Annotated in this window: 17 protein-coding genes; 7 read left to right on the plus strand and 10 right to left on the minus strand. The window is 66.6% G+C overall.

Features of this window, described 5'->3' with window-relative positions; translation table 11 throughout:
- Positions 1-42: 42 nt before the first annotated feature.
- From ACM9NP_RS05780 to eccB, 3 genes are all read right to left on the minus strand, one after another.
- Complete coding sequence (locus ACM9NP_RS05780) at positions 43-1,155, minus strand: WXG100 family type VII secretion target (protein WP_415645544.1); 1,113 nt, start codon at positions 1,153-1,155, stop codon at positions 43-45.
- Between the two features lie 2 nt (positions 1,156-1,157).
- Positions 1,158-1,523, minus strand: a complete 366-nt coding sequence (locus ACM9NP_RS05785; RefSeq protein WP_415645545.1) for a hypothetical protein — start codon at positions 1,521-1,523, stop codon at positions 1,158-1,160.
- Positions 1,524-1,613: 90 nt separating this feature from the next.
- Positions 1,614-2,963: a type VII secretion protein EccB gene (gene eccB / locus ACM9NP_RS05790; RefSeq protein ID WP_415645546.1), complete on the minus strand. Its 1,350-nt coding sequence runs from the start codon at positions 2,961-2,963 to the stop codon at positions 1,614-1,616.
- Between the two features lie 203 nt (positions 2,964-3,166).
- On the opposite strand from eccB, the gene ACM9NP_RS05795 reads away from it, so the two are divergent.
- A complete protein-coding gene (locus ACM9NP_RS05795) occupies positions 3,167-4,285 on the plus strand; it encodes a type VII secretion protein EccE (RefSeq protein WP_415645547.1) in 1,119 nt (372 codons plus the stop codon).
- Positions 4,286-4,314: 29 nt separating this feature from the next.
- Positions 4,315-4,491, plus strand: coding sequence for a hypothetical protein (locus tag ACM9NP_RS05800; RefSeq protein ID WP_415645548.1), 177 nt, complete (start codon positions 4,315-4,317; stop codon positions 4,489-4,491).
- 691 nt (positions 4,492-5,182) lie between these two features.
- On the opposite strand, the gene eccD is transcribed toward ACM9NP_RS05800, so the two are convergent.
- Positions 5,183-6,583 carry a type VII secretion integral membrane protein EccD gene (gene eccD / locus ACM9NP_RS05805; RefSeq protein ID WP_415645549.1) on the minus strand — a complete coding sequence of 467 codons (1,401 nt, stop codon included), beginning with the start codon at positions 6,581-6,583 and terminating at the stop codon, positions 5,183-5,185.
- Between the two features lie 390 nt (positions 6,584-6,973).
- On the opposite strand from eccD, the gene eccCa reads away from it, so the two are divergent.
- The 3 genes from eccCa to ACM9NP_RS05820 all read left to right on the plus strand — a co-directional run bounded on the left by eccCa (position 6,974) and on the right by ACM9NP_RS05820 (position 11,946).
- On the plus strand, positions 6,974-10,948 hold the full coding sequence (gene eccCa / locus ACM9NP_RS05810) for a type VII secretion protein EccCa (protein WP_415645550.1): 3,975 nt from the start codon (positions 6,974-6,976) through the stop codon (positions 10,946-10,948).
- A 337-nt stretch (positions 10,949-11,285) separates the two neighbouring features.
- Complete coding sequence (locus ACM9NP_RS05815) at positions 11,286-11,603, plus strand: WXG100 family type VII secretion target (protein ID WP_415645551.1); 318 nt, start codon at positions 11,286-11,288, stop codon at positions 11,601-11,603.
- 46 nt (positions 11,604-11,649) lie between these two features.
- Complete coding sequence (locus ACM9NP_RS05820) at positions 11,650-11,946, plus strand: WXG100 family type VII secretion target (protein ID WP_415645552.1); 297 nt, start codon at positions 11,650-11,652, stop codon at positions 11,944-11,946.
- Positions 11,947-12,015: 69 nt separating this feature from the next.
- Here ACM9NP_RS05820 and ACM9NP_RS05825 read toward each other — a convergent pair whose 3' ends face one another.
- From ACM9NP_RS05825 to ddaH, 6 genes are all read right to left on the minus strand, one after another.
- Positions 12,016-12,564, minus strand: a complete 549-nt coding sequence (locus ACM9NP_RS05825; protein WP_415645553.1) for a dihydrofolate reductase family protein — start codon at positions 12,562-12,564, stop codon at positions 12,016-12,018.
- Between the two features lie 521 nt (positions 12,565-13,085).
- Positions 13,086-13,787 (minus strand): ABC transporter permease, encoded by a 702-nt coding sequence (locus ACM9NP_RS05830; protein WP_415645554.1) that lies wholly within the window; start codon positions 13,785-13,787, stop codon positions 13,086-13,088.
- An 18-nt stretch (positions 13,788-13,805) separates the two neighbouring features.
- Positions 13,806-14,723: an ABC transporter ATP-binding protein gene (locus ACM9NP_RS05835; RefSeq protein ID WP_415645555.1), complete on the minus strand. Its 918-nt coding sequence runs from the start codon at positions 14,721-14,723 to the stop codon at positions 13,806-13,808.
- On the minus strand, positions 14,720-15,607 hold the full coding sequence (locus ACM9NP_RS05840; RefSeq protein WP_415645556.1) for an ABC transporter permease: 888 nt from the start codon (positions 15,605-15,607) through the stop codon (positions 14,720-14,722). Before ACM9NP_RS05840 ends, ACM9NP_RS05835 begins: the two co-directional genes overlap by 4 nt.
- A complete protein-coding gene (locus tag ACM9NP_RS05845; protein WP_415645557.1) occupies positions 15,594-16,547 on the minus strand; it encodes an ABC transporter ATP-binding protein in 954 nt (317 codons plus the stop codon). The genes ACM9NP_RS05840 and ACM9NP_RS05845 overlap by 14 nt, the downstream gene beginning before the upstream one ends.
- 870 nt (positions 16,548-17,417) lie before the next feature.
- Positions 17,418-18,236 (minus strand): dimethylargininase, encoded by an 819-nt coding sequence (gene ddaH / locus ACM9NP_RS05850; RefSeq protein WP_415645640.1) that lies wholly within the window; start codon positions 18,234-18,236, stop codon positions 17,418-17,420.
- A 157-nt stretch (positions 18,237-18,393) separates the two neighbouring features.
- Here ddaH and ACM9NP_RS05855 point away from each other — a divergent pair, with 157 nt between their 5' ends.
- Both ACM9NP_RS05855 and ACM9NP_RS05860 read left to right on the plus strand, forming a co-directional pair.
- A complete protein-coding gene (locus tag ACM9NP_RS05855) occupies positions 18,394-18,894 on the plus strand; it encodes a potassium channel family protein (protein WP_415645558.1) in 501 nt (166 codons plus the stop codon).
- Positions 18,895-18,947: 53 nt separating this feature from the next.
- Positions 18,948-20,846 (plus strand): beta-propeller domain-containing protein, encoded by a 1,899-nt coding sequence (locus ACM9NP_RS05860; RefSeq protein WP_415645559.1) that lies wholly within the window; start codon positions 18,948-18,950, stop codon positions 20,844-20,846.
- Positions 20,847-20,893 lie beyond the last annotated feature (47 nt).

Genomic DNA, 20,893 nt, shown 5'->3' on the forward strand with positions numbered 1-20,893 from the left:
GCGTCGTCGTCTCCGACGTGAGTCGATGACGACGACAGCGACCTACTTACCTACGACTCCACCGGGAGCGGCGTCGCCGTTCCACACCATGTCGTCTTCGGTGAGCCAGGTGTGCGTACCCGAGTCCTCTTCGTCCTTGTTGCCACGGGAACCCGCGCCCATCATTCCCGGGAACATGCCGTTACCGGAGAGCGGGCTTCCCTTGGCGGACGACATCGGACCGGATCCACCGCCACCGCCGGCCATGCCCATTCCCATGCCGCCCATGCCCATCGGCATCGCGCCACCGCCACCGGGGGCGGACAGCGGCGTCGGGCCACCAGCGGCGAGCGACACCGCGGGCGGAGCGCCAGCGGGCGCACCGGCCAGGCCGGTCTCGCCGGGGGTGATGAGGGACGGGTCAGGCAGCGGAACCGGCTGGTAGTCGGGGTTGTTCCCGGGGAATCCTCCACCGGGACCACCGAGACCAGGCGGCGGCGAGATCGACGGCGGAGGCAGTGCTCCGTCGATCGGAGGCAGGTCGAAGTCCGAATCGTTCGAGACGAAGTCGGCCTCCTTGAACGCGCGGTACACGTTCGCGGCGGCCTTGATGATCTTCAGCACCTCGTTGATACGGTCCAGAAGGCTCGTGCCATCGACAGTGCCGGGGTTGTCGAGAACCCGCGGATTGTCGACGCTGACGTTGTCAGGCTTCGGCAACCGCTGGGGGTCGGAGCTGGGCTCTTTCCAGTGCGTGCTTCGCGCCTGCAGGTAGGCACCGCCGAGCTGGTTGATCATGGCGTTCAATGGTGCGATCGCCGCGGCACGGGAGTACGGGTTGCTCGACGCGGCCGCGATCAGGGCGAGAGCGCCGGGCTGGATCGCCTGAGCGGTCGCGGCCATCTGCGCGAGGCCGGTTCCCATGCTCGTCATGTCGATCGAGAGCTTCTGCGCGTACTCGATGATCTTGGTCATCGTGTTGTAGAACTCGGTCGCGGCCGGTCCAGTCCAGAACTGCTGGAGCTGGCCCATGCTGCGGGTGAGTTCGTCGGCGAGCTGCTGTGCCTCGCTGGCACCGGCGACCCAGTTCGCTTGGGCGCTGGTGGCGGCGGGACCGGCGTTGATCGCGTTGAACCACACGCTCAACTGCTGGAACGAGCCGGAGAATTGAGGCATTTTCAGTCCTTTCGCAACGCGTTGATCACCGTGGCGAGCGGCTCGAGGAGCTTCATCATGCTCTCGATGTTCACCGTCTCGGTACGGCGGTAGTTGGCAATAACGCGGGTCGTCTTCGCGTTGACGGTCGCCACGGCGACGCGCAGCAGCGCGAGCCGTGCCATGTACTCGGCACGGAGCCGGGTGTGTTCGCTGATGATGGTCGTGGCGTCGTTGAAGATGCCCAGGCCGTTTGCGGTGGCTGGGCCGATCTTCGCCGAAGCGGTGGTGGCGCGCGCATCCAACCGGCTGAAGGTCGGCTGGAAGTCCTCGATGGCGTCAACGTGAACGCTGAACGCGGCATCGGTATATGCGGCGGGGGGCGGCATCGGTTACCTCCTGAGTGCTTAATAGTGCGTTAAGGCACCGGGCCAGGTCAGACTAATACATATCGATACGCTATGGGTCAAGTTTCGGTCTCATTGCAAAGGGAGAAGGGCATTCCCCTGCGACAGCACGGGTCCCGTCGGGAGTAGTGCGAGCATTGAGGACGGAACCGTGGTCGGTTTGACCTTTTGGTATCCAAATGCCTCTATTGTTTCGGTGGACATGCCGTACTTCCAGCCCTGGTCGGTGATCAGGTAGATCGTGCCGCCGGCGGCACCGGGCGAGACCTCTGCCCGGATCAGCGCGGCGAATCCACCCGGCAGCGACACGTGGTCGGCGGTGGCGATCTCGTCCTTCTCTCCGACTGGTGCCGGTTGGGCGTTGAGCGCCAACGACTTCGGGATCGGGGAGTGCGTCATCAGCTCCAGCACGCCGTCGTCGAAGACGCTGCAGATGGCGGTGTCACGGCTGTCGATGCCTTCGACGACCGTCGGACGCTTCTTCGGGAAGTCCTCCGGTTCGATGGTCGTCTTCGACTGGTTCTGTCCGACGACGGCCGTCGGCAGTTCGACGCGCGCCGTACCGATCAGTTCGGCCGCGAGTTCGCCGATCGGGGCGAGGCCGTCGTCGACGAGGACGTAGAACTTGCCGTTGTTGCTGAACACGGAGCCGATCTCGTACGTCTCGCCCGCGAGTTCGCGGCCGGGTTCACCCTTCTTGGGGATCTTGACGACGAGGTCCGGTCCGGTCCGCAGCGAGTTCACCAGCACACTGTCCACATCGACCGCCTGCTCGGCGTTGGTGCCGAGCGCCGGAAGGGAGTTGTCCGAGGGAACGCGGTACTTCGTGTCACCGATGGCGAGGTAATGCCGCCCATCGGATTCGAGGAGCAGCGACATCGATCCGAGCTTGGTGCCGGGTTCCATCTCGGATCCGATCAGGACATGACTGTCCCGTTCGGTGGGGTTGAACGCGTCGGGCGCCGAGCAGGTCTGCCACGGAGTCGACGTGAAACGGTCCGATTCGGGCAGCGCGTCCGGGGCATCGGGGATGCCCAGCATCCGACCGCGCGGTGTGTCGGCCAGCGACGACTGATGCACCAGGTGGACGTCGCCGTCACCTTCCGCGGCGATCAGCAGCGCCGACGCGTAGTTGAGGACCGGGTGGAGTTGTCCGTCCCAGTAGACGAAGCGGGCTCCGGTCTCTTCCTCTATGACGATCGCGCCGTCGGTCTTCCATGAATCCGCGCCGCCCGGGAACATGAGACCGACGACCCAGAATCCGGCGAAGACGAGCAAGGTGATGGCCGTGCCGGCGGCGGCGGCGATCGACAATCGACGCATCGGCAGGTCGAGGGTTTCCGGCTCGCCGCCGACCATCGCCGAGACGATGCGGCGAATGACGAACCGGTGTGCCTGTACCTGCTCGCGTTTCGTACGCACGAATGGCCTCCAGGGGATGTTCGGGCACAAGGGGTGGCAGCGAGTGTATCGATATTCGCCGCTGGATCAATCGTTGTCCCACCGCGATCGCGTCGCGCTGTCGCCAGCCGGTCGCGATCCGCCGCCGACTGGCGCGACACCAGGGACAAGCTCTAGCATGGCAGGACCTTTCCATCGGCATATGCCTACGCAAGGATGCCCGAATGACCACGACGTCACCCCCTCAGTCCACTCATCCGCGCGCCCGGCTAGGACCGTTCCATCTGGCCCAAGTGCTGTTCTGTGAGCTCGTCATAGCGGTGCTGCTGTTCATCGAAAGCCCACTGCCATGGACCTGGATCGGCGGCGGCGCCGTACTGGTCCTGTTGGCCACCTTCGGTTTCAGTCGCAACAACTGGTGGTACAAGCACGCCTGGAACTGGACGCGACTGTCCAATCGGCGCTGGAACGACAACGGTGACGCCGACACCCCGACCATCGAACTCGGTCCGCGGCTTCAGCTCAACGACGTCACTGAACGCAACATCAGCCTCGGTATCGCCTTCGACGGCACCGGTTGGTTCACCGGTCTGGCCGTGGACAACGACGACGCGCCCCACGAGGCGTTCTCGACGTTCACCGAACTGCTCAACCAGAGCGGCGTACCGATCTCCTCGGTGCAGCTGGTGACCCGGGCGACGCCCATGCGCCACACCACCGTCGGGGATGTCAGCCTCCCGTACGTCATGCGTCGCGACAGCTGGCTGCTGCTGCGACTCGACGTGCGCGGCGCGAACCCCATCGCCGTCGACCGTGGGGGCGGGAGCACCGGCATCTTCCGCGCCTTCATCGGAGTCGTCGGTCGTCTGACCAAGGGTGCGAACAGACAGGGCATTCGTATGCAGCCCATGAACTCCGCGCAACTCAACGACGCGCTTCGACAGTCGCTCGGCTCGGACGCGCTCCACTCCGGACTCGAACCCGGCAGCATCACCGAACAGTGGCGGTCCTGGGGGTTGGGCGAACAGCACCACGTCACCTTCGCCCTGACCGGTAAGGTCCCCGGCGACGACGATCTTCAGAAGCTCTGGACCGCGATGCGCAGTCTCTCCTGCGAATCGCAGACGATCTCGATCGCGCTGCGCAAGGCGTCGAAGAACCCCGCCGAGAAGCGCCTGTACATGCGCTGCATCATCAGGTTGTCGGCAGACAAGGAATCCATCGAGGACACCAGTCGCAAACTCGTGGAGACCGCGCGATCGCACCGGGTCCGACTCCGTCGCCTCAACGGCGTGCACGGTCCGGCGACGTACGCGTCCGCCACGACCGGTGGTGCCTGGTAGCCGTCCTCCATTCTCCGACAGGAACTCTCATGCGATTCGAATTCGACCCGGTCGAACCCGTCACCGACGAGACCAGCAATCCGACCCATCGCGAAGGCGACGAGCCTCCCACAGTGGACGCGGAGCACGGTCAATCGTGGCGGGACACCGACGAGGACCCTTGGGGCACCGCCGAAGAGGCCCCGCCGCCCGTCATCGGTATGTGAGGACCGTCCGGTTCGGCGCTTCCCGGCGTGGCACCGGACCGACGGTCCAACGCGGTCCGAGTCGTCTGTTGACGACTCGGACCGCCCCTTCATGCCCGCCCCTGTTGTATGACCACGGACTTCGGCTTGGTGGGGCGGCGTGCGGGGCCGCAGCGTGATCCACGGGCAGGAGGGGAGACCCACCAAGCCGTGGAGGGAGACCGGCGACGGACAGACGGACACCTTGGTGGCGTGTTCCCCTTAGGACTGTGGTGCTCTTCGCGTTCGCGTGCTTCTCAAGCGACCGCCCGCGCCGTGAACCGGGTGGCCGGAAGGTTTTGGCACTCCACATGTTCGTAGCCTCGCACGGGCAGGTTGTAGAGAGTCCACATTCCACTCCTCCCCCCTGCCGGGTGGCCACAGACTTCGGCTTGGTGGGGCGGCGTGCGGGGCCGCAGCGTGATCCACGGGCAGGAGGGGAGACCCACCAAGCCGTGGAGGACGACCCGCGACCGACAGGCGGGCTCCCGGGTGATCGGTTGCTATTAGGACCCGGCCCCGCCCGGCGGCGGTCCCAGACCGACACTGCGAAGTGCTGGGGCCGAACGCATCCGTTCAACCGAGGCCGTGACCGTCCTGAGAAGAGGCAACGAGAGAGGGAGTGGAGACGCCGTCTCCACTCCCTCGAATTGCACGGTTCGACCGCGACGGCTCAGCCGTTGACGGTGCGGACCCACCAGTACGCGTCCCACACCCACAGCGTCAACGGGATCGCCGCGATGAACAGGATGACCTCGACGATGTCGATGATGCGTCCCCACACGGGGGAGATGCGCTTGCCCGCGATACCGAGGACGTAGCCCATCGCGATGACTCCCGTGATCGCCAGCGCCGTGAGGATCTGCGTGTAGTACGTCGCGGGGTTCGCCGAGTCGGTCCACGCGGCGATCGCCAGTGCCGCACCGCCCGCGAGCGCCGCCAGCAGGAAGGGCAACCGCTGCCGGATCGTCACGAAGATGCGCGCTCGCATGAACATCAGCAGCGAGATGAGGATGCACAGCGCCGTGGCGGGGAAGCCTTCGGCGAGCGCCAGGGGGAGGCACGCGCCGGCCGCGACGGCGGCGACGGCGGCGAGCATGCCGGTCAGGTGCTGGTCGGCGCGTTCGCTGCGGCGCAACGCCATGTCGGAGTCGACGGTCTCGGTGTCGGCGCGCAACTGTTGCGGCGAGCGGGGAACCGTGGGCATCGGCAGCCGGGACACTCGGAAGGAGGCCATCGGCATCGCCGGGATGAACGCCATCATGACGACCGCGACCGTCGCGCCGGACTCGGCCGGGGTCGCGCCCGTGAACGCGCAGAGCATCGCCGAGAGCAACAGTCCACTGGAGCCGATCGCGACGCCGGAGAACACGGGTGCCGCGATCGGGATCCCGATTCCCGCCAGTACGGCGAAGACGGTCGTGACGGCTCCCGCGACGATGAGTTCGACGTCGCCGATCTCGGTGATGGATGTCAAGGGCGTCACGGTGAGCACGCCCGCGATGAACGCGTACGGGAGGCTCAGCAGTCCGAGCACCGTCGCGGCCGTCTGCCGACCGAGGGCTCGCGCGGCGACCACACCGCCCGCGAGCAGGATGATGCCGACGCCGTACGCGAGCCATCTCGCGGCGGATCCGCCGGAGAACAGCGCGGCGGCGGCACCGCCGAGCAGCGCCACCGACGTCGTGATCATTCCGAAGAGGATGCTGGTCTCGGTGGTCCATCTTCCGGGGCGATCGGCGCTGGCCGTGGCCATCGCGTCGATGATGTCGTCGAAGACGGCCTCGGGGCCGATCTGCGAGAACGGCTGGAAGTACAGCTCTTCGCCGTCGGCGATCTCCAACTGTGCCGGGGTGAGGTTGGAGTCGAGGGGCGCGCCGCCGAGCCGCGTGAGTGCCCAGCCGCCCGCGTCCGCGCCTTCTTCGACGAGATCGGCGCCGCCGGGACCGTCAGCGGCGTGCCGCAACAGATCCGATTGCAGCTCACACAGCTGGACGTGCACGGGCAGCGCGACGTCCATTCTGGTGTTTGGTGCCACGATGGTGACGCGGCACAGATTTCCAGTGACGGCCATGAATGGAAAGCCTCCTTGCCGGGGTGGGCGAGGCTTGAGAGTACCCACTGCGGTCGTGCGCGCGAAAGTCCCAGTGGCTTTCGATTCGGCCGCGATCACGCGCGACGGTGTCGACGGATGTCGGTTCGCCCGTGGTGGCGCCGCAGTGTTCACGTCCGGTCCATGTGCCCGTTCGCCGCTCGCCCGGTCGCGTCGTCGAACGCCTGACCGCACCATCGACGTGTTCGAGACATCGAAACACCAGTATGGAGGCGATTCCACGTCTCGCCGGCCGGCGTCCCCGCTCGACCCGAGGTAACAGGTCGACGTCGGCCGCGAACGTCCCGGTACCGCTCGTGCTCTCAGCGGCATAAGATGCAGCGATCCGCCCCCCGTTAGGACCCTTCGCTGATGAGCAAGATCGTTTTTCATCGTCCGTCCCGCCGGAAACCACCCGCCATGCCCGGCGGTGACCTGATGCTCGAGCCCCCACCGGATCTGCCGATCCCCGGTCAACGCAGCATGGCGCAGCTGCTCATGTTGCTGCCGATGCTCGCGATGGTCGGGGCCATGGCGCTGATGTTCGCCGGTCGCGGCGGCGGCGTCGCGATGATGGTCATCGGTGGTCTGTTCGGTGTGTCGATGCTGGGCATGTTCCTTGGTTCGTTCCTGACCTCCGGCTCCGATTCCAAGGCCGAGCAGACGATCGCCCGCCGCGACTACATGCGATACCTCGCGCAGATCCGACGCCAGGTGCGTCGTGCGGGGCAGCAGCAGCGGAAGGCGGTGGCGTGGCGGCACCCGGCACCGGCCGCGCTGTGGTCGATCGCGGCGTCGGAACGTCTGTGGGAGCGCCGTTTCAACGACGCCGACTTCGCCGAGGTCCGTCTCGGCATCGGCAAGCAGCGCATGGCCGTCAACATGCTGACGCCGGAGACGAAGCCGGTCGAAGACCTGGAACCCATGAGCGCCTTGGCGTTGCGTCGATTCGTGCGGGCGCACTCGAACCTGCCGAACATGCCGATGGCGGTGCGGTTGCAGTCGTTCCGTCGGATCGTCTTCACCGGTGACCGGGACCTGAACCGAGGCATCATCCGCGCGATGTTGGCGCAGGCGTCGACGTTCCACTCGCCCTCCGACCTGATCATCGCCGTCGTCGCCGGGGTGGACACCCTCCAACACTGGGACTGGGCCAAGTGGCTGCCGCACGCGTGCCTCGACCGTGAGCTCGACGCCGCCGGCCCACGTCGGCTCGTCGTCTCGTCCATGCCCGAGCTGGAGGAGCTCCTGGCGGAGGAGATCTCCGACCGGCCGCGCAACATCGACGAGCAGGGCATGTACCACGAGCGCCCGCACATTCTCGTCATCGTCGACGGCGTCGAGGTCGACACCGACTGCGACCTGTCCGGTTCCGCGCTGTCGGGTGTGACGGTCGCCGAAATCGACGGCCCCGTTCCCCGCTACCCCAAGGACTGGCTGCTGCGGCTGTCATCCGATGTAGACGCCGACACGGGCGACCCGACGTTGAGCATGACCGTCGGAAACCGCGACACCCCGCTCGGAAAGCCGGACATGCTGACGATCGAACAGATCGCCGCGCTCGGCCGCCAACTGGCCCGGTACAGCCCTGCCGAGGCGACGAGCGCCAGTGAGCCGCTCGCGATCTCGGCGGAACTGCCGGACCTTCTCGGCATCGGCGACGTCGGTCAGCTCGATCCGAAGAAGACGTGGCGGCCCAACCGGCCGACCGCCGACAAGTTGACCATCCCGATGGGGCTCGACCCCGACGGCAACAAGATCGTCCTCGACATCAAGGAGGCCGCGCAGGGCGGCATGGGCCCGCACGGGCTCATCATCGGCGCCACCGGTTCCGGTAAGTCGGAACTGCTGCGCACGCTCGTGACGGGTCTGGCGATCACGCACTCGTCGGAGGAACTCAACTTCGTCCTCGTCGACTTCAAGGGTGGCGCGACCTTCGCGACGCTCGACCAGCTCCCGCACACCTCGGCCGTCATCACGAACCTGGAAGACGAGCTCCACCTCGTCGACCGTATGTCGGACGCGATCTCCGGCGAGATGACGCGTCGCCAGGAACTGCTGCGCGACGCCGGAAACTTCGTCTCCCAACGCGACTACGAGAAGGCCCGACGCGCGGGCGCCCCGTTGGCGCCGCTGCCGAGCCTGCTCGTCATCTGTGACGAGTTCTCCGAACTGCTCAGCGCGCAACCGGAGTTTATCGAGCTGTTCGTCATGATCGGACGACTCGGCCGTTCGCTCGGTGTGCACCTGCTGCTGGCGTCCCAGCGTCTCGAGGAGGGTCGTCTGCGCGGCCTCGACACTCACCTGTCGTACCGCGTCGGTCTGCGAACCTTCTCCGCGATGGAGAGCCGGATCGTCCTCGGTGTACCGGACGCCTACGAGCTTCCGAACGCGCCCGGACACGCCTACTTGAAGATCGACACGTCGACGATGTTGCGGTTCCGCAGCGCCTACGTCTCCGGCACCTACCGGGGCCGCGCCGCGAAGGCCGAGGACGGCCCACGCGGACGCGACCGGCTCGTCTTCTTCAACGCCACCCACCAACCACTGCCGCTGGAACCACAGGTGGCGGAGGTCAAACTCGCCGACACCGAGTCCCTTGACGACATCCAGAACTCGTTGATGGCAGTCATCACCCGTCGGCTCGCCGGCCAGGGCCCGCCCGCGCACAAGGTGTGGCTCGAACCCCTCGGTGAGGCGCCGGCGCTGTCGTCGCTCTACGACCAGCTCCTGCCGATCCAGGATCTCGGCCTGCGCCCGCTCGGCTGGGACAGGCCGAAACTCAAGGTTCCCGTCGGCATCGTCGACCGGCCGTTCGAGCAGCGACGCGACCCGCTCGTCGTCGACCTGTCCGGCGCGGGCGGCAACGTCCTCGTCATCGGCGGCACCCAGTCCGGCAAGAGCACCGCGCTCGCGTCGCTCATCTCGTCGCTCTCGTTGACGCACACCCCGACCGAGGTCCAGTTCTACTGCCTCGACTTCGGTGGAGGCACATTGCGGACGATCACGGGGTTGCCGCACGTCGGCTCGGTCGCCGGTCGTCGTCAGGTCGACGAGGTGCGGCGCACCATCGCCGAACTGTCGGCCCTCCTGGACGAACGCGAGATGACCTTTGCGGACGCCGGAATCGACTCGATGGCGACGTACCGCCGCCGCAAGGCCGCGGGCGAGTTCAGCCAGGACGCCTTCGGTGACGCGTTCCTCGTCATCGACGGCTGGCCGACGATCCGCACCGACTTCGAGGACCTCGAGGACGAGGTCCTCGCGATCGCTCAGCGCGGTCTCGCCTTCGGTATCCACTTGATGGTCAGCACGAACCGGTGGACGGACATGCGCGCGGCGATGCGCGACCTGCTCGGGACCCGACTGGAGCTGCGACTGGGCGACCCGACGGAGTCCGAGGTCAACCGGCGCGCCGCCAAGAACGTCCCCGAACGGACCCCCGGTCGAGGCCTGTCGCCCGACGGAATGCAGATGCTCATGGCGTTGCCGCGACTCGACGGGTCGAGCAGCGTGGAGGACCTCCCCGATGGAGTGTCCGATATGGTCAAGCAGGTCTCCTCGGCCTGGCACGGGAAGGGCGCGCCGTCGGTCCGCCTGCTTCCCAGCCAGATCTACGTCTCGGAGTTCCCGCCGACGCCGGACAACCCCGGCGTCCCGATCGGGATCAACGAGAGCCACCTCGCCCCGGTCAGCCTCGACTTCTCGACCGAGCCGCACTTCGTCGCGCTCGGCGACGTCGAGTCCGGCAAGACGAACCTGCTCCGGATGATGGTGTCGCAGTTGGCTTTGCGGTTCACCCCGGAACAGGCGCGGTTCGTCGTCATCGACTACCGGCGGACGCTCCTCGGGGAGATCTCGAAGGAGCACCTCCTCGGGTACGCGGCGAGCGCCGACGAGGCCGCGAAGCTCATGAGGGACGCCAACGAGGCGCTGCGGATGCGGTTGCCCGGTCCTGACGTCACGCCGGAGCAGTTGCGCGCGCGGAACTGGTGGAAGGGCCCGGATCTGTACGTCGTCATCGACGACTACGACATCGTCGCCGGTGGGCAGTCGAACCCGATCGCCAACGTCCTGGACCTTCTCGCCCAGGCCCGCGACATCGGTTTCCACGTCATCCTGGCGCGTCGTATGGGTGGCGCGGCCCGAGCGATGTACGAGCCCGTCATTCAGCGGCTCCGCGAGATCCAGTCTCCGGGTCTGTTGATGTCCGGTTCCAAAGAGGAGGGCATCTTGCTGGGCGACGCACGTCCCGCCCCGCGCCCGCCTGGTCGAGGAATGTTGGTGCGCCGCAGCGGTAATGAGCTCATCCAGACGGCGTGGAAGCCACTGACCCATTTGGACTGATGTGAGACGGCAAACCGTTGCCACACGCGCGACTTGGGTTGACGGTTGCTTAAGAACGCTGAAATTCTCAACCGTGGCCGGTTCACCGAGAGGTGACCGGCCACGGGGGACAGTACACCCGGTTAACGGTTTTCGCTGGTCAAATTCTTGGTGCGCAACGGTTTGATCCCCCTTTAGCGGCCAAATAGTGACCAAAACTTAACCGCTATTCGGGGTATCGAAACCTGTAAAAATTCGCTATGTTCTGTTGAACCAACCAGTAGCACCCCGATCGCGACGGTTGTCACTCAACGAAGAGCGTCAGGGTGCGACGCGATTCGTGAAGGAAGGTTGACACATGTCCAACATGCCGCTTCATGTCGATCACGCATCCCTTGCCAAGGGCTCGTCCGACATGCGCGAGGCCATCGAGGCGACCCGCGCCAAGTTGGCCAACGTCCGCAGCGAGGTTGCTGCCTCCACCGCGTTCTGGGCTGGCTCGGCCGCCGGTTCGTTCGGTGGCGTGATGCAGGAGTACGACCGCAAGGCCCAGAAGCTCCAAGAGGTGCTCAACACCATCTCGGACCTCGTGCAGAAGACCAACACGAACCACCAGGTCAACGAGGAAGAGCAGCAGCGCAACATGAACAGCCTCATGAGCGCGCTCATGGGCTAAACGCCCCCCCAATCTCCTCATTCCCATAGCCCAAGAAGGTGAAAAAATGACAATGGATCCCAATGTCATCAAGGTGAACGGGGTCGAGCTCGAAGGCTTCGCCGCTCGCATCCGTAACTCGGCCGGCCAGCTCGACACGCAGCTGGACGAGCTCCGCACCAAGCTCGACGCGATTGTCTGGACCGGTCAGGACAAGGAGTCCTACGAGATCCAGCGCCAGCAGTGGACGATCGCCTCGCGCGACCTGTTCGCTCTGCTCGACCGCATCGGTAACACGGTCCACCTCGCCAAGACCAACTACGGCGGGACCGAAGGTACCAACGCGAAGATGTTCATGGTCTAACTGAGACCCGGCACCGGCATACCCCCGCCCGACCGTGAGGNCGGGCGGGGGATCGCCGTTTTCGGGGGGTCACTCCACCTTGTATCGCATGTAGACGGTGCCATTGTCGAAGTGACGTTCGATGTCCAGTCGCAGTTTCAGGCGGAGGCCGTCCGGGAGGGCCTTGGTGCCGCCGCCGATGATCATGGGGACGACGTAGACGCGCAGCTCGTCCACCAGGCCGGCGAGCAGGGCGTGGCGGGCCAAACCCGGGCCCGAGATCGACGCCGGATGCGGAAGCTTCGATACGAGGCGGCGCACCGCTTCGACGTCGAAGGATCGTTCGAGCCGGGTTTTCGAGGTCGTCACCTCGGGCAGCGTCGTGGAGTACACGATCTTCTCGGCTGCCCGCCACAGCTGGGCGTAGTCCCGCATCTGGGGGGAGTCGTCCTCCAGGTCCTCCCAAACGGCCATGGTCTCGTACGTGCGCCGTCCATACAGGTAAGTACCGATCTCGAGTTCCTCGTCGTTGATGAACGAGTGGACCTCCGCGTCCGGCTCGGCCCAGCCGAAATCCCCGTTCTCGTCGGCGATGTACCCGTCGAGCGACGCGATCGTTCCGTATATCAACGAACCCATGGTCTCCCCTCTCGTCGTTGGGTGCGTCAGTGTACGACCAATGTGGGACATCGCCGGCCAAGCCTTCCGCGCCACGCCGTCCCGTCCAGGGATCTTCCGGCGCCGTGTGAGCGCCCGTACGGCGATCTGAGGGGCGCTACCGATGGCACGAAGGCGATCGCGACGCGCGGCGGGTCGCGCGTGCGGGTGATCCGTCGTGGCATACCCGGAATTCACTTCGGCCGACTCGGACTCTCATGATGTCGAAAGTGGATCTATTATCCATCCACATTGGTGAAAGGATTGTCGTGACGAATCGTGGCCCGCATTTCGTCGACCATTGATCTCTCGCCGTCGAACGGGTCTCGTAGGGCGCGACGGGCGAAGTGGGCACGTTCCGGAGTCGACGACTCGGTGAACCTCGGTGGGCCGTGCGACCATCGGCCTTCGAAAGAGGGCAGCACGCCGAATCGGTCGTCCAGACACCGACACGGCCGCGCCGGGGAGTACCCGGCGCGGCCGTGTGGACGTCCTTCGATCGGTCAGGCGATGGTCAGGCTGCGGAGTCGATGCCCCGCGTACCAGATGGCTCCGAGCGTCGTGACCACCGCGAGGATCGCGGCGGTCGTGACGCCGATGGAGGCCACGAGCGTCGTGTCCGCCGTCGTCGACGCGATCGACGTCGCCCAGTACTTGACGCTGAGGACTCGGGCGCCCTCGACGATGCCGCAGATCAGGCCTTCCCACAGCAGGATGTACAACAGCCCGATCATGACGGCCTGCTTCGAGACCACCCCGACCATGAGGAACAGGGCGCAGTAGACGGCGCAGGCGATCGCGGCCGCGATCGGGTAGCTCGTCGCCACGGCCCCGAACTCGCCGGTGAGGATGATCGCCGCGATCGCGGTCGGGACGGCCGCGAACACCAGCGCGGCGCAGATCGCGACGATGTACTTGGTGGAGATGATCAACCCGCGCTTGACGGGCTTGGTCAACAGGTAACCGATGGATCCGTCGTCCACTTCGGTACTGATGGCGCCCGTGCCGATGATCAGGGCCACCAGGGGGACGACCGTTGTCAGGTTGAGCCCGCCGAGCAGCCCCTCCGCGACGTCGGCCTCACCGACGACGGCGGCGAGGAACGCCGACAGGCCGAGCATCGTCAACGGGAGCAGCGCCAGCAGGATCCCGCGCCACTTGCGCAGGAGCGTGCTCAGAGTCAACTGGGCGATAGTGCCATTCATTGTTAGTCCTCAATATCCCTATGACTGCACGAGGTACCCGAAGACGCTTTCCAGCGACTCGTCGGCGGGCGTGACGTCGTGGAGCCGAATCTTGTGGTCGGCCGCGAGCCGAGCCAGCGCCACGGTGAACCGGCCGAAATCCGGCGTTTGGATGTGCAGGGCGGAATCCTCGTCGTCGATCGTCACCGAGTCGGCTCCGCCGTCGGCGACCAAGGCGGCGGCGAGCCGACGATCGTCGTCGCTGCGGACCCGGTACCGGTGCGGACGGTCCGTCATGAGCCGACGGATCGCCCGATAGTCACCCGACGCGGCGTGCCGCCCCGAGACCATCACCTCGATGTGGGTGGCGAGCTGCTCGACCTCCTCCAGGATGTGCGAGCTGAACAGCACCGTGCGACCGTCGTCGGCCATGCGCCGCAACAGATCCATCAGGTGAAAACGCTGCCGGGGATCCATCCCGTTGAACGGCTCGTCCAGCAGCAGGACGGCGGGGTCGTGCACGAGCGCCGCCGCCATCTTCATCCGCTGACGCATGCCCTTGGAGTACGTCTGGATGGGGCGGTCCGCGGCGTCGGCCATCTCGACGGTCGCGATCGCGCGCTCGGCGGCCGCTCTCGCGTCGGGGAGACCGTGCAACTTCGCGTTGGCGAGGACGAAGCGCCGCCCGGTGAGGAAGTCGTACATGGCCTCGGATTCCGGGACCATCCCGATCTTGCCGTAGATGCCCTCATTGCGCCACGTGGGCGCGCCGTCGAGCGTGACCGTGCCCGCGGCGGGGCTGGAGAATCCGGCCATCATGGACAGCAGGGTGGTCTTGCCCGCCCCGTTCGGCCCGAGGAGACCCGTGATGCCGGGCCCGATCGTCATGGTGACGTCGTTGACGGCGACGACATGCCCGAACCACTTCGAGACGTGGTCGATCTGGATTGTGCTCATGCCGAGGCGACCTTCCGGTAACGCAGGTTCAACAGCCAGCCGCACAGCGCGATGATCGCGACGGCGGTGAGGGTGACGGTGATCCCGGCACCGAAGGACGGTTCCTCGACGCCGATCGACGGCGGGTATCCGAAGAGGAACGACTGGATCGTGTCGTACATCGAAACGGGCGAGACGATGCTGAGCAGGTGCGGGTCCGCGTCGAACACCTCGGCCATGCTCTGCAGGACGTTCGCGACACCGAAACTCCCCGACAACACGGCGATGATCGCGGCGACGCCGAGCCCGCGCCGAGGCGTCACCGAGGCGATGAGCAACCCGATGACGACGAACATGAGCGCCAGGATCGCGACGGCCACCATCGACTTCAGAAGGTCCAGTGTGGTCGAGAAGAAGGGCGCGCTGATGAGGAGTTCGCCGACGTACAGCAGCACGAGCGGCGCGGCCATCACGGCGAACAGCGCCGTGAAGCTCCCGGCGATCTTGGCCCCGACGTAGTCACCGTGCGCCAGCGGGCGGGAGAAGTACAGCGACAGTGTCCCGAACCGCAGATCCCGCGACACCGCCTGCGGCGCCTGCACCGCGATGAACAGGATCGGAATCGCGGACAGCATCATCGTGTACGCGTTGAGCTCGACCGCGGTCGCCTTCGTCTGGGAGGTGACCGCGACGAGGATGAACGCGGGCAGCATCATGCAGCCGATGAGGAACCACGGGAAGAGCTTCGCGCCCATGCCACGACCGATCCCGAAGGAGCCCTGGAGCGTCTGCGAGTACAACGCCCCCGCGATGTGCCGACGTCCGAGACGCGGCCCGGTGTAACGGCGGTAGCCGATGTTGTGGATGACGCCCGCGCCGTGCGCGCTGTGGCTAGGCATGGACATCGTTGACGCTCCCTTGTGTCTGTCCATCGCGAGAGGTGAACAACTCGGCGATCGTGTGGCGTTCGCGTTGCAGCCGAACCAGACCGAGGTCGTGACCCGCGATCGCGTCCCGGATGACGTCGACGGTCGAGTCATCGGTCGCCGCGACGTACAACAGACGGCCGTCGACCCGGACGTTCAAGTCGGCGCTCGCGAACGCCGCGCGCGCCGTCTCCGTCGCGTCGGTTCCGCCGGACGGATCGAGCACCTCGACGGCGAGCGTGTGCGTCGTCGCCGTCAACGCCGTGACCGTCTCGGACTTGGCGAGGCGTCCGCCGTCGAGGACGACGACGTGGTCGCTGGTGCGTTCCAATTCGCCGAGCATGTGCGAGGTGACGACCACGGAGATCCCGAACTTGGTGTGCACCTTGCGAATCAGGTCGAGCATGTCGTCGCGGCCGACCGGGTCGAGCCCGTTGGTCGGCTCGTCGAGGAACACGAGCTCCGGGTCGTGCACGAGCGCCTGAGCCAGTTTGACTCGCTGGCGCATGCCCGTGGAGTAGCCGCCGATCGGGCGGTATCGCTCTTCACCGAGTCCGACGTGCCGCAGCGTGTCGGCGGTCCGTTCGCGCGCGGCGCCCGTCGGCAGACCCGACATGCGCGCCATGTGCATCACGAACTCGGCCGCGGACGCGTCGGGTGGGAGACAGTCGTGTTCGGGCATGTAACCGACGAGGGTGCGAATCGCCGGTCCGTCGCGGCGGATGTCGTGCCCGAGCACGCTCGCCGTGCCGTCGGTCGGCCGAATCAGGCCGAGCAGCATCTTGATCAATGTGGACTTGCCCGCGCCGTTGGCGCCGACCAGGCCGGTGACACCGGGCGAGATGTCGACCGTGAGCTGGTCGAGCGCCACCACGCGCGGGTAGCGCTTGGTGAGGCCCTGTATGGATATCGTTGTCACTCTCAGGACGTTACGGTCGCGATTCAAGTCGCGCGTCGTCCCGCAGGCCGACTCTCGGGCTGACCTTCGTCAGGGTCCACGCCCGGCAAACGTAGGGGTAGTCCCGGACCGGCCGCCGGATTCCTTCGGCGCCTTCCGGACGCCTCGTCTCGTCCATGGGTGCGTCGTCCTAGAACGCGGTGCCCTGCGGGCGCCGTGTCCTTCGCGTGCGTGTGCTCCGCGTGACTCCCGCGCCCCAGGCCGGATGGCCCCAGACTTTCGGCTTGGTGGGGCGGTGTACGGGGCTGCACCTTGATTCGCTGGCAGGAGGGGAGACCCACCAAGCCGGGAGACTCCACCATGGTGGGTCGGGAGGGATTCCCTACGGCTGTGCGGTGGTCGTTTTCTGCGGCTTGGTGGGTCTTCGTTTCCGCTGCCGCAGAGAGGTTTGGACGCGTCCATCGCCCCACCAAGCCGAAGTCCGTGGCCACCCGGTCGGGGTGAGGACGACAGCGCCCGAAGGGCACGTGCATCCACACGAGACGCTGGATCCTTTCGGTTTGGTGGGGCGGCGTACGGGGCTGCACCTTGATTCGCTGGCAGGAGGGGAGACCCACCAAGCCGAGAGACTCCACCATGGTGGGTCGGGAGGGATTTCCTACGGCCGCGTGGTGGTCGTTTTCTGCGGCTTGGTGGGTCTTCGTTTCAGCTGCCGCAGAGAGGTTTGGACGCGTCCATCGCCCCACCAAGCCGAAGGTCTGTGGCCATCCGGTCGGGGTGAGGACGGTAGCGCCCGAAGGGCACTTCCGAAGCGAACGGCGGCGCGCCACCGACCACAGTCGATGGTGCGCCGCCGTTAGAGTCGAAGGCGGGCCGGCGGTAACGCGACCGTCAGCCGCGGAGCTCGGCGATGCAGCACTTGACGCTGCCGCCGCCCTTCTTGAGTTCGGACAGGTCGACGGCGATCGGCTCGTAACCACGGGCGGCGAGCTTGTCGGCCATACCGGTGGCCTCGGTGTTGATGTACACGTGCCGGTCGTCGGACACCGTGTTCAGGCCGAAGGCCATCGCGTCGGCCTCGTCGGCGACCACCGCGTCCGGGAACAACTGCCGCAGGACCGCCTGCGACGACAGCGAGAACGCGTGCGGGTAGTACGCGATCGTGTCGTCGTCGAGGACCGTCAGCGCCGTGTCCAGGTGGTAGAACCGGGGGTCGGTGAGCTTCAGCGAGATGACGGGGCGCTTGAGCGACTCACCCGCCTCCGCGTGCCCGCGCGGGTCGGTGCGGAAGCCGTACCCGGCGAGAATCAGACCCGGCCCCGGCACGTACGCGAAATCACCCTCGCCCTCGTTCGTCTCCGTCGGGGTCGTGAAGGTCCACTCGGCGTCCCGGTACCACTTCTCGTGCGCGGCGGCCTCCGCCTGACGCTGCGGGAAACGGAACTTCGCGCCGTACACGGCGTCGTCGACGACGAAGCCGCCGTTCGCGGCGAACACCATGTCCGGCAGGCCCGCCTCCGGGCGCAACTCATGGACGGTGTGCCCGTGGCCACGCAGCACCGAGACCAGGTTCTCCCACTGGTCAACGGCCCGTTCGGTGTCCACCGGGGTGGTCGTGTCCATCCACGGATTGATGGCGTATTCGACGGTGAAATACGCCGGACGGCACATCAGGTACTGGCGCACGCGCGCGGATTTGGCAGTCACGATGGAATGCTAGATCAAGGTGCCCACATCATGAGATCAGCCGGACGGAGGATCTTCCTCATCCGATCCGAAGTGCCCCAGCGAGATCGGCCGATCCGCCGCGCGCGGTCGGTCGATCCGCGATCATGACAGCGGGGAAGCGAGGGAGGGGAGTGACACGATGGCCCACGCGAGAACGCTGTGGCAGACCGTTCGTCGCACACTCATCGCGATCGCGGCGCTCGTCGTGGCCTACTTCGCGTTTCCCGTGCACGACCGGGACGGAGCCGTGGCCGTCGTGATCGGCGCCGCCGTGACGGTCGTCGCCCTCGGGATTCTGCTCGTGGCGATTCGCCGACTGCTGCGCCGTCAGCACGACGAACCGGACGCGCCGATCGGCGGGCTCGCCGTCGCCGTCGTCGGAGGAGTGCTGTTGTCGGCGCTCATCGACTACGCGATCGCCTACCACCTGCCAGGCGAGTTCTCCGGGCTGGACACGCGGGTCGACGGGCTGTACTACGTCGTCTCGACGCTGCTCACCGTCGGTTTCGGTGACATCTACGCCCATGGCCAGATCGCCCGGGGCGTGCTCATCCTGCAGATGGTGTTCAACATCGTCGTCCTCACGACCACCGCGACCATCTTCGCCAAGGAGTTGCGCCGTCGCGCCAATCGGAACTGAGACGTTCGTGGGCGAGACGGGAACCAGATCGGCCCCACCGGCGTCTGACGGGCATGACACGCCTCAACACCCCCGTTCGCCGCCCGTGGCGAACCGGCGCCGCCCTCGGTGCGGCCGCCATGATGATCACCGGCATGACCGCCTGCCAGTCGGCCCCTGACGAGGATGTCAGCGGACGCACGCCGCGTCTCAACGCGGCGCTCGTGTCGTTCGACTCGTGTGAACAGGCCGCCGACGAGTTGCGGGCGAAAGCCGCGGCGCACGTCGGGCCGTACGGTCTCGGTGTCGAGCTGTCCGTCATGGAGGACACGGCGATGGCCGAGTCCGCGCCGGGGCGGCAGAGTGCACCGGCGGTGACGAAGGAAGGGGAGTACTCCGGGACGAACGTCCAGGAACGCGGTATCGACGAGCCGGACATCGTGAAGACCGACGGCGAACGGATCGTCGCGCTGGCGGGCGGCAAGTTGCACGTCGTCGACGCCGACGACGAGACCGTCACCGGGAGTCTGACCCTCGGGGACGCCGACACGTGGGACTCGGAGGCGTCGATGCTGTGGCACGGGGACCGGGTCCTCGTCATCCGCCACGAGGCCGTCGCCACGATCGACTGGGATGTCGCTCCGAAGGGGGAGACGGTGCTGACCCTCGTCGACATCTCGGGTGAGCCCGAAGTCGTGGACGAGTACGCGATGGAGGGTTACCACCTCGACTCGCGGGCGGACGGCGGTGTCGTCCGGCTCGTCCTGAAGTCCATTCCCGACATCGAGTTCGCCCCTCTCGAGGACCACACCGACAAGGGCGAGGCCGCCGCGATCGAGGCCAACCAGAAGGTCATCGCCGAATCGGACGTCTCGGCGTGGCTCCCGTCGTACCGACTCAACGGCGAAGAGCACGAGGTCGGCTGCCGCTCGCTCGCCCGCCCGACTGATTACAGTGGATCGTCCATGCTGACGATCCTGTCCTTCGACCTGGAGGAGGGCCTCGACGACGGGGGGCCGCTGACGCTGGCGGCGGACGGCGACACCGTCTACGGCACCGCCGACGCCCTGTACGTCGCCAACGACCGATCGATGATGGTCCCGCTGCTGCGCGGCTACGAACGACCGTCCGAACCAGAGACGGAGATCTACCGTTTCGCGGTCGCCGGGATGACGATGACCTACCACTCCGACACGACCGTGCCCGGCTACCTGCTCAACCGGTACTCACTGTCCGAATGGGATGGACACCTGCGGGTCGCGACGACCGTCGACGACCCGAACGGTCAGTTCGAGGGCGAGACCGAGGAGGCCGCACCGTCGTCGAGTTCGCTGTACGTGCTGCGGATCGACGACGACGCGATGACGGAGACCGGCCGGATCGAAGGGCTGGGCCTGACCGAACGGATCTACGCCGTTCGATACGTCGCCGAGACCGCCTACGTCGTGACCTTCCGCGAGACGGACCCGCTCTACGTGCTCGACCTGTCCGACCCGACCTCCCCGACGATGCTCGGTGAACTGAAGATCCCCGGTTACTCCGCCTACCTGCACCCCATCGACGACGGACGACTCGTCGGCGTCGGCCAGGAGGCGAACGAACGCGGCGAGACGTCCGGCACCCAGGTGTCGCTGTTCGACGTCTCCAACCCCGCCAAACCGTCCCGGGACGCCACCCACACCGAGCCCGGCACCTGGGCCGACGTCGAGTGGAACCCGCACGCGTTCCTGTACTGGGAGGGCATGCTCGTCATCCCGGTGAGCGACTACGCGGGCAGCCCGTACGCGCTGCGGATTCGGGTCGACGGTGACGACCTGACCGAGCTCGAACCGATCCGCCACCCCGGCGACGAGTGGGCCGGAGTACAGCGCGCGCTCGTCATCGGAGACACACTGTGGACGATGAGCGCCGAGGGGCTGATGGCCGGATCGCTCGAAGGCGACCCCGAGGGCACCTGGATCGCCTTCGACTGACTCGACGCCGAGACGGAGGTCCGTCCCGTCTCGACGCCGATCCGTTT

This window comes from Stackebrandtia soli (genome assembly GCF_965137155.1).
Taxonomy (GTDB): Bacteria; Actinomycetota; Actinomycetes; order Mycobacteriales; family Micromonosporaceae; genus Stackebrandtia; species Stackebrandtia soli.

What these genes read in the sequence shown, in the direction of transcription:
- ACM9NP_RS05780 (WP_415645544.1), bottom strand. Translation starts at nt 1,155, where the DNA reads ATGCCTCAATTCTCCGGCTCGTTCCAGCAGTTGAGCGTGTGGTTCAAC.
- ACM9NP_RS05785 (WP_415645545.1), bottom strand. Translation starts at nt 1,523, where the DNA reads ATGCCGCCCCCCGCCGCATATACCGATGCCGCGTTCAGCGTTCACGTT.
- ACM9NP_RS05795 (WP_415645547.1), top strand. Translation starts at nt 3,167, where the DNA reads ATGACCACGACGTCACCCCCTCAGTCCACTCATCCGCGCGCCCGGCTA.
- ACM9NP_RS05800 (WP_415645548.1), top strand. Translation starts at nt 4,315, where the DNA reads ATGCGATTCGAATTCGACCCGGTCGAACCCGTCACCGACGAGACCAGC.
- eccD (WP_415645549.1), bottom strand. Translation starts at nt 6,583, where the DNA reads ATGGCCGTCACTGGAAATCTGTGCCGCGTCACCATCGTGGCACCAAAC.
- eccCa (WP_415645550.1), top strand. Translation starts at nt 6,974, where the DNA reads ATGAGCAAGATCGTTTTTCATCGTCCGTCCCGCCGGAAACCACCCGCC.
- ACM9NP_RS05815 (WP_415645551.1), top strand. Translation starts at nt 11,286, where the DNA reads ATGTCCAACATGCCGCTTCATGTCGATCACGCATCCCTTGCCAAGGGC.
- ACM9NP_RS05820 (WP_415645552.1), top strand. Translation starts at nt 11,650, where the DNA reads ATGACAATGGATCCCAATGTCATCAAGGTGAACGGGGTCGAGCTCGAA.
- ACM9NP_RS05825 (WP_415645553.1), bottom strand. Translation starts at nt 12,564, where the DNA reads ATGGGTTCGTTGATATACGGAACGATCGCGTCGCTCGACGGGTACATC.
- ACM9NP_RS05830 (WP_415645554.1), bottom strand. Translation starts at nt 13,787, where the DNA reads ATGAATGGCACTATCGCCCAGTTGACTCTGAGCACGCTCCTGCGCAAG.
- ACM9NP_RS05835 (WP_415645555.1), bottom strand. Translation starts at nt 14,723, where the DNA reads ATGAGCACAATCCAGATCGACCACGTCTCGAAGTGGTTCGGGCATGTC.
- ACM9NP_RS05840 (WP_415645556.1), bottom strand. Translation starts at nt 15,607, where the DNA reads ATGTCCATGCCTAGCCACAGCGCGCACGGCGCGGGCGTCATCCACAAC.
- ACM9NP_RS05855 (WP_415645558.1), top strand. Translation starts at nt 18,394, where the DNA reads ATGGCCCACGCGAGAACGCTGTGGCAGACCGTTCGTCGCACACTCATC.
- ACM9NP_RS05860 (WP_415645559.1), top strand. Translation starts at nt 18,948, where the DNA reads ATGACACGCCTCAACACCCCCGTTCGCCGCCCGTGGCGAACCGGCGCC.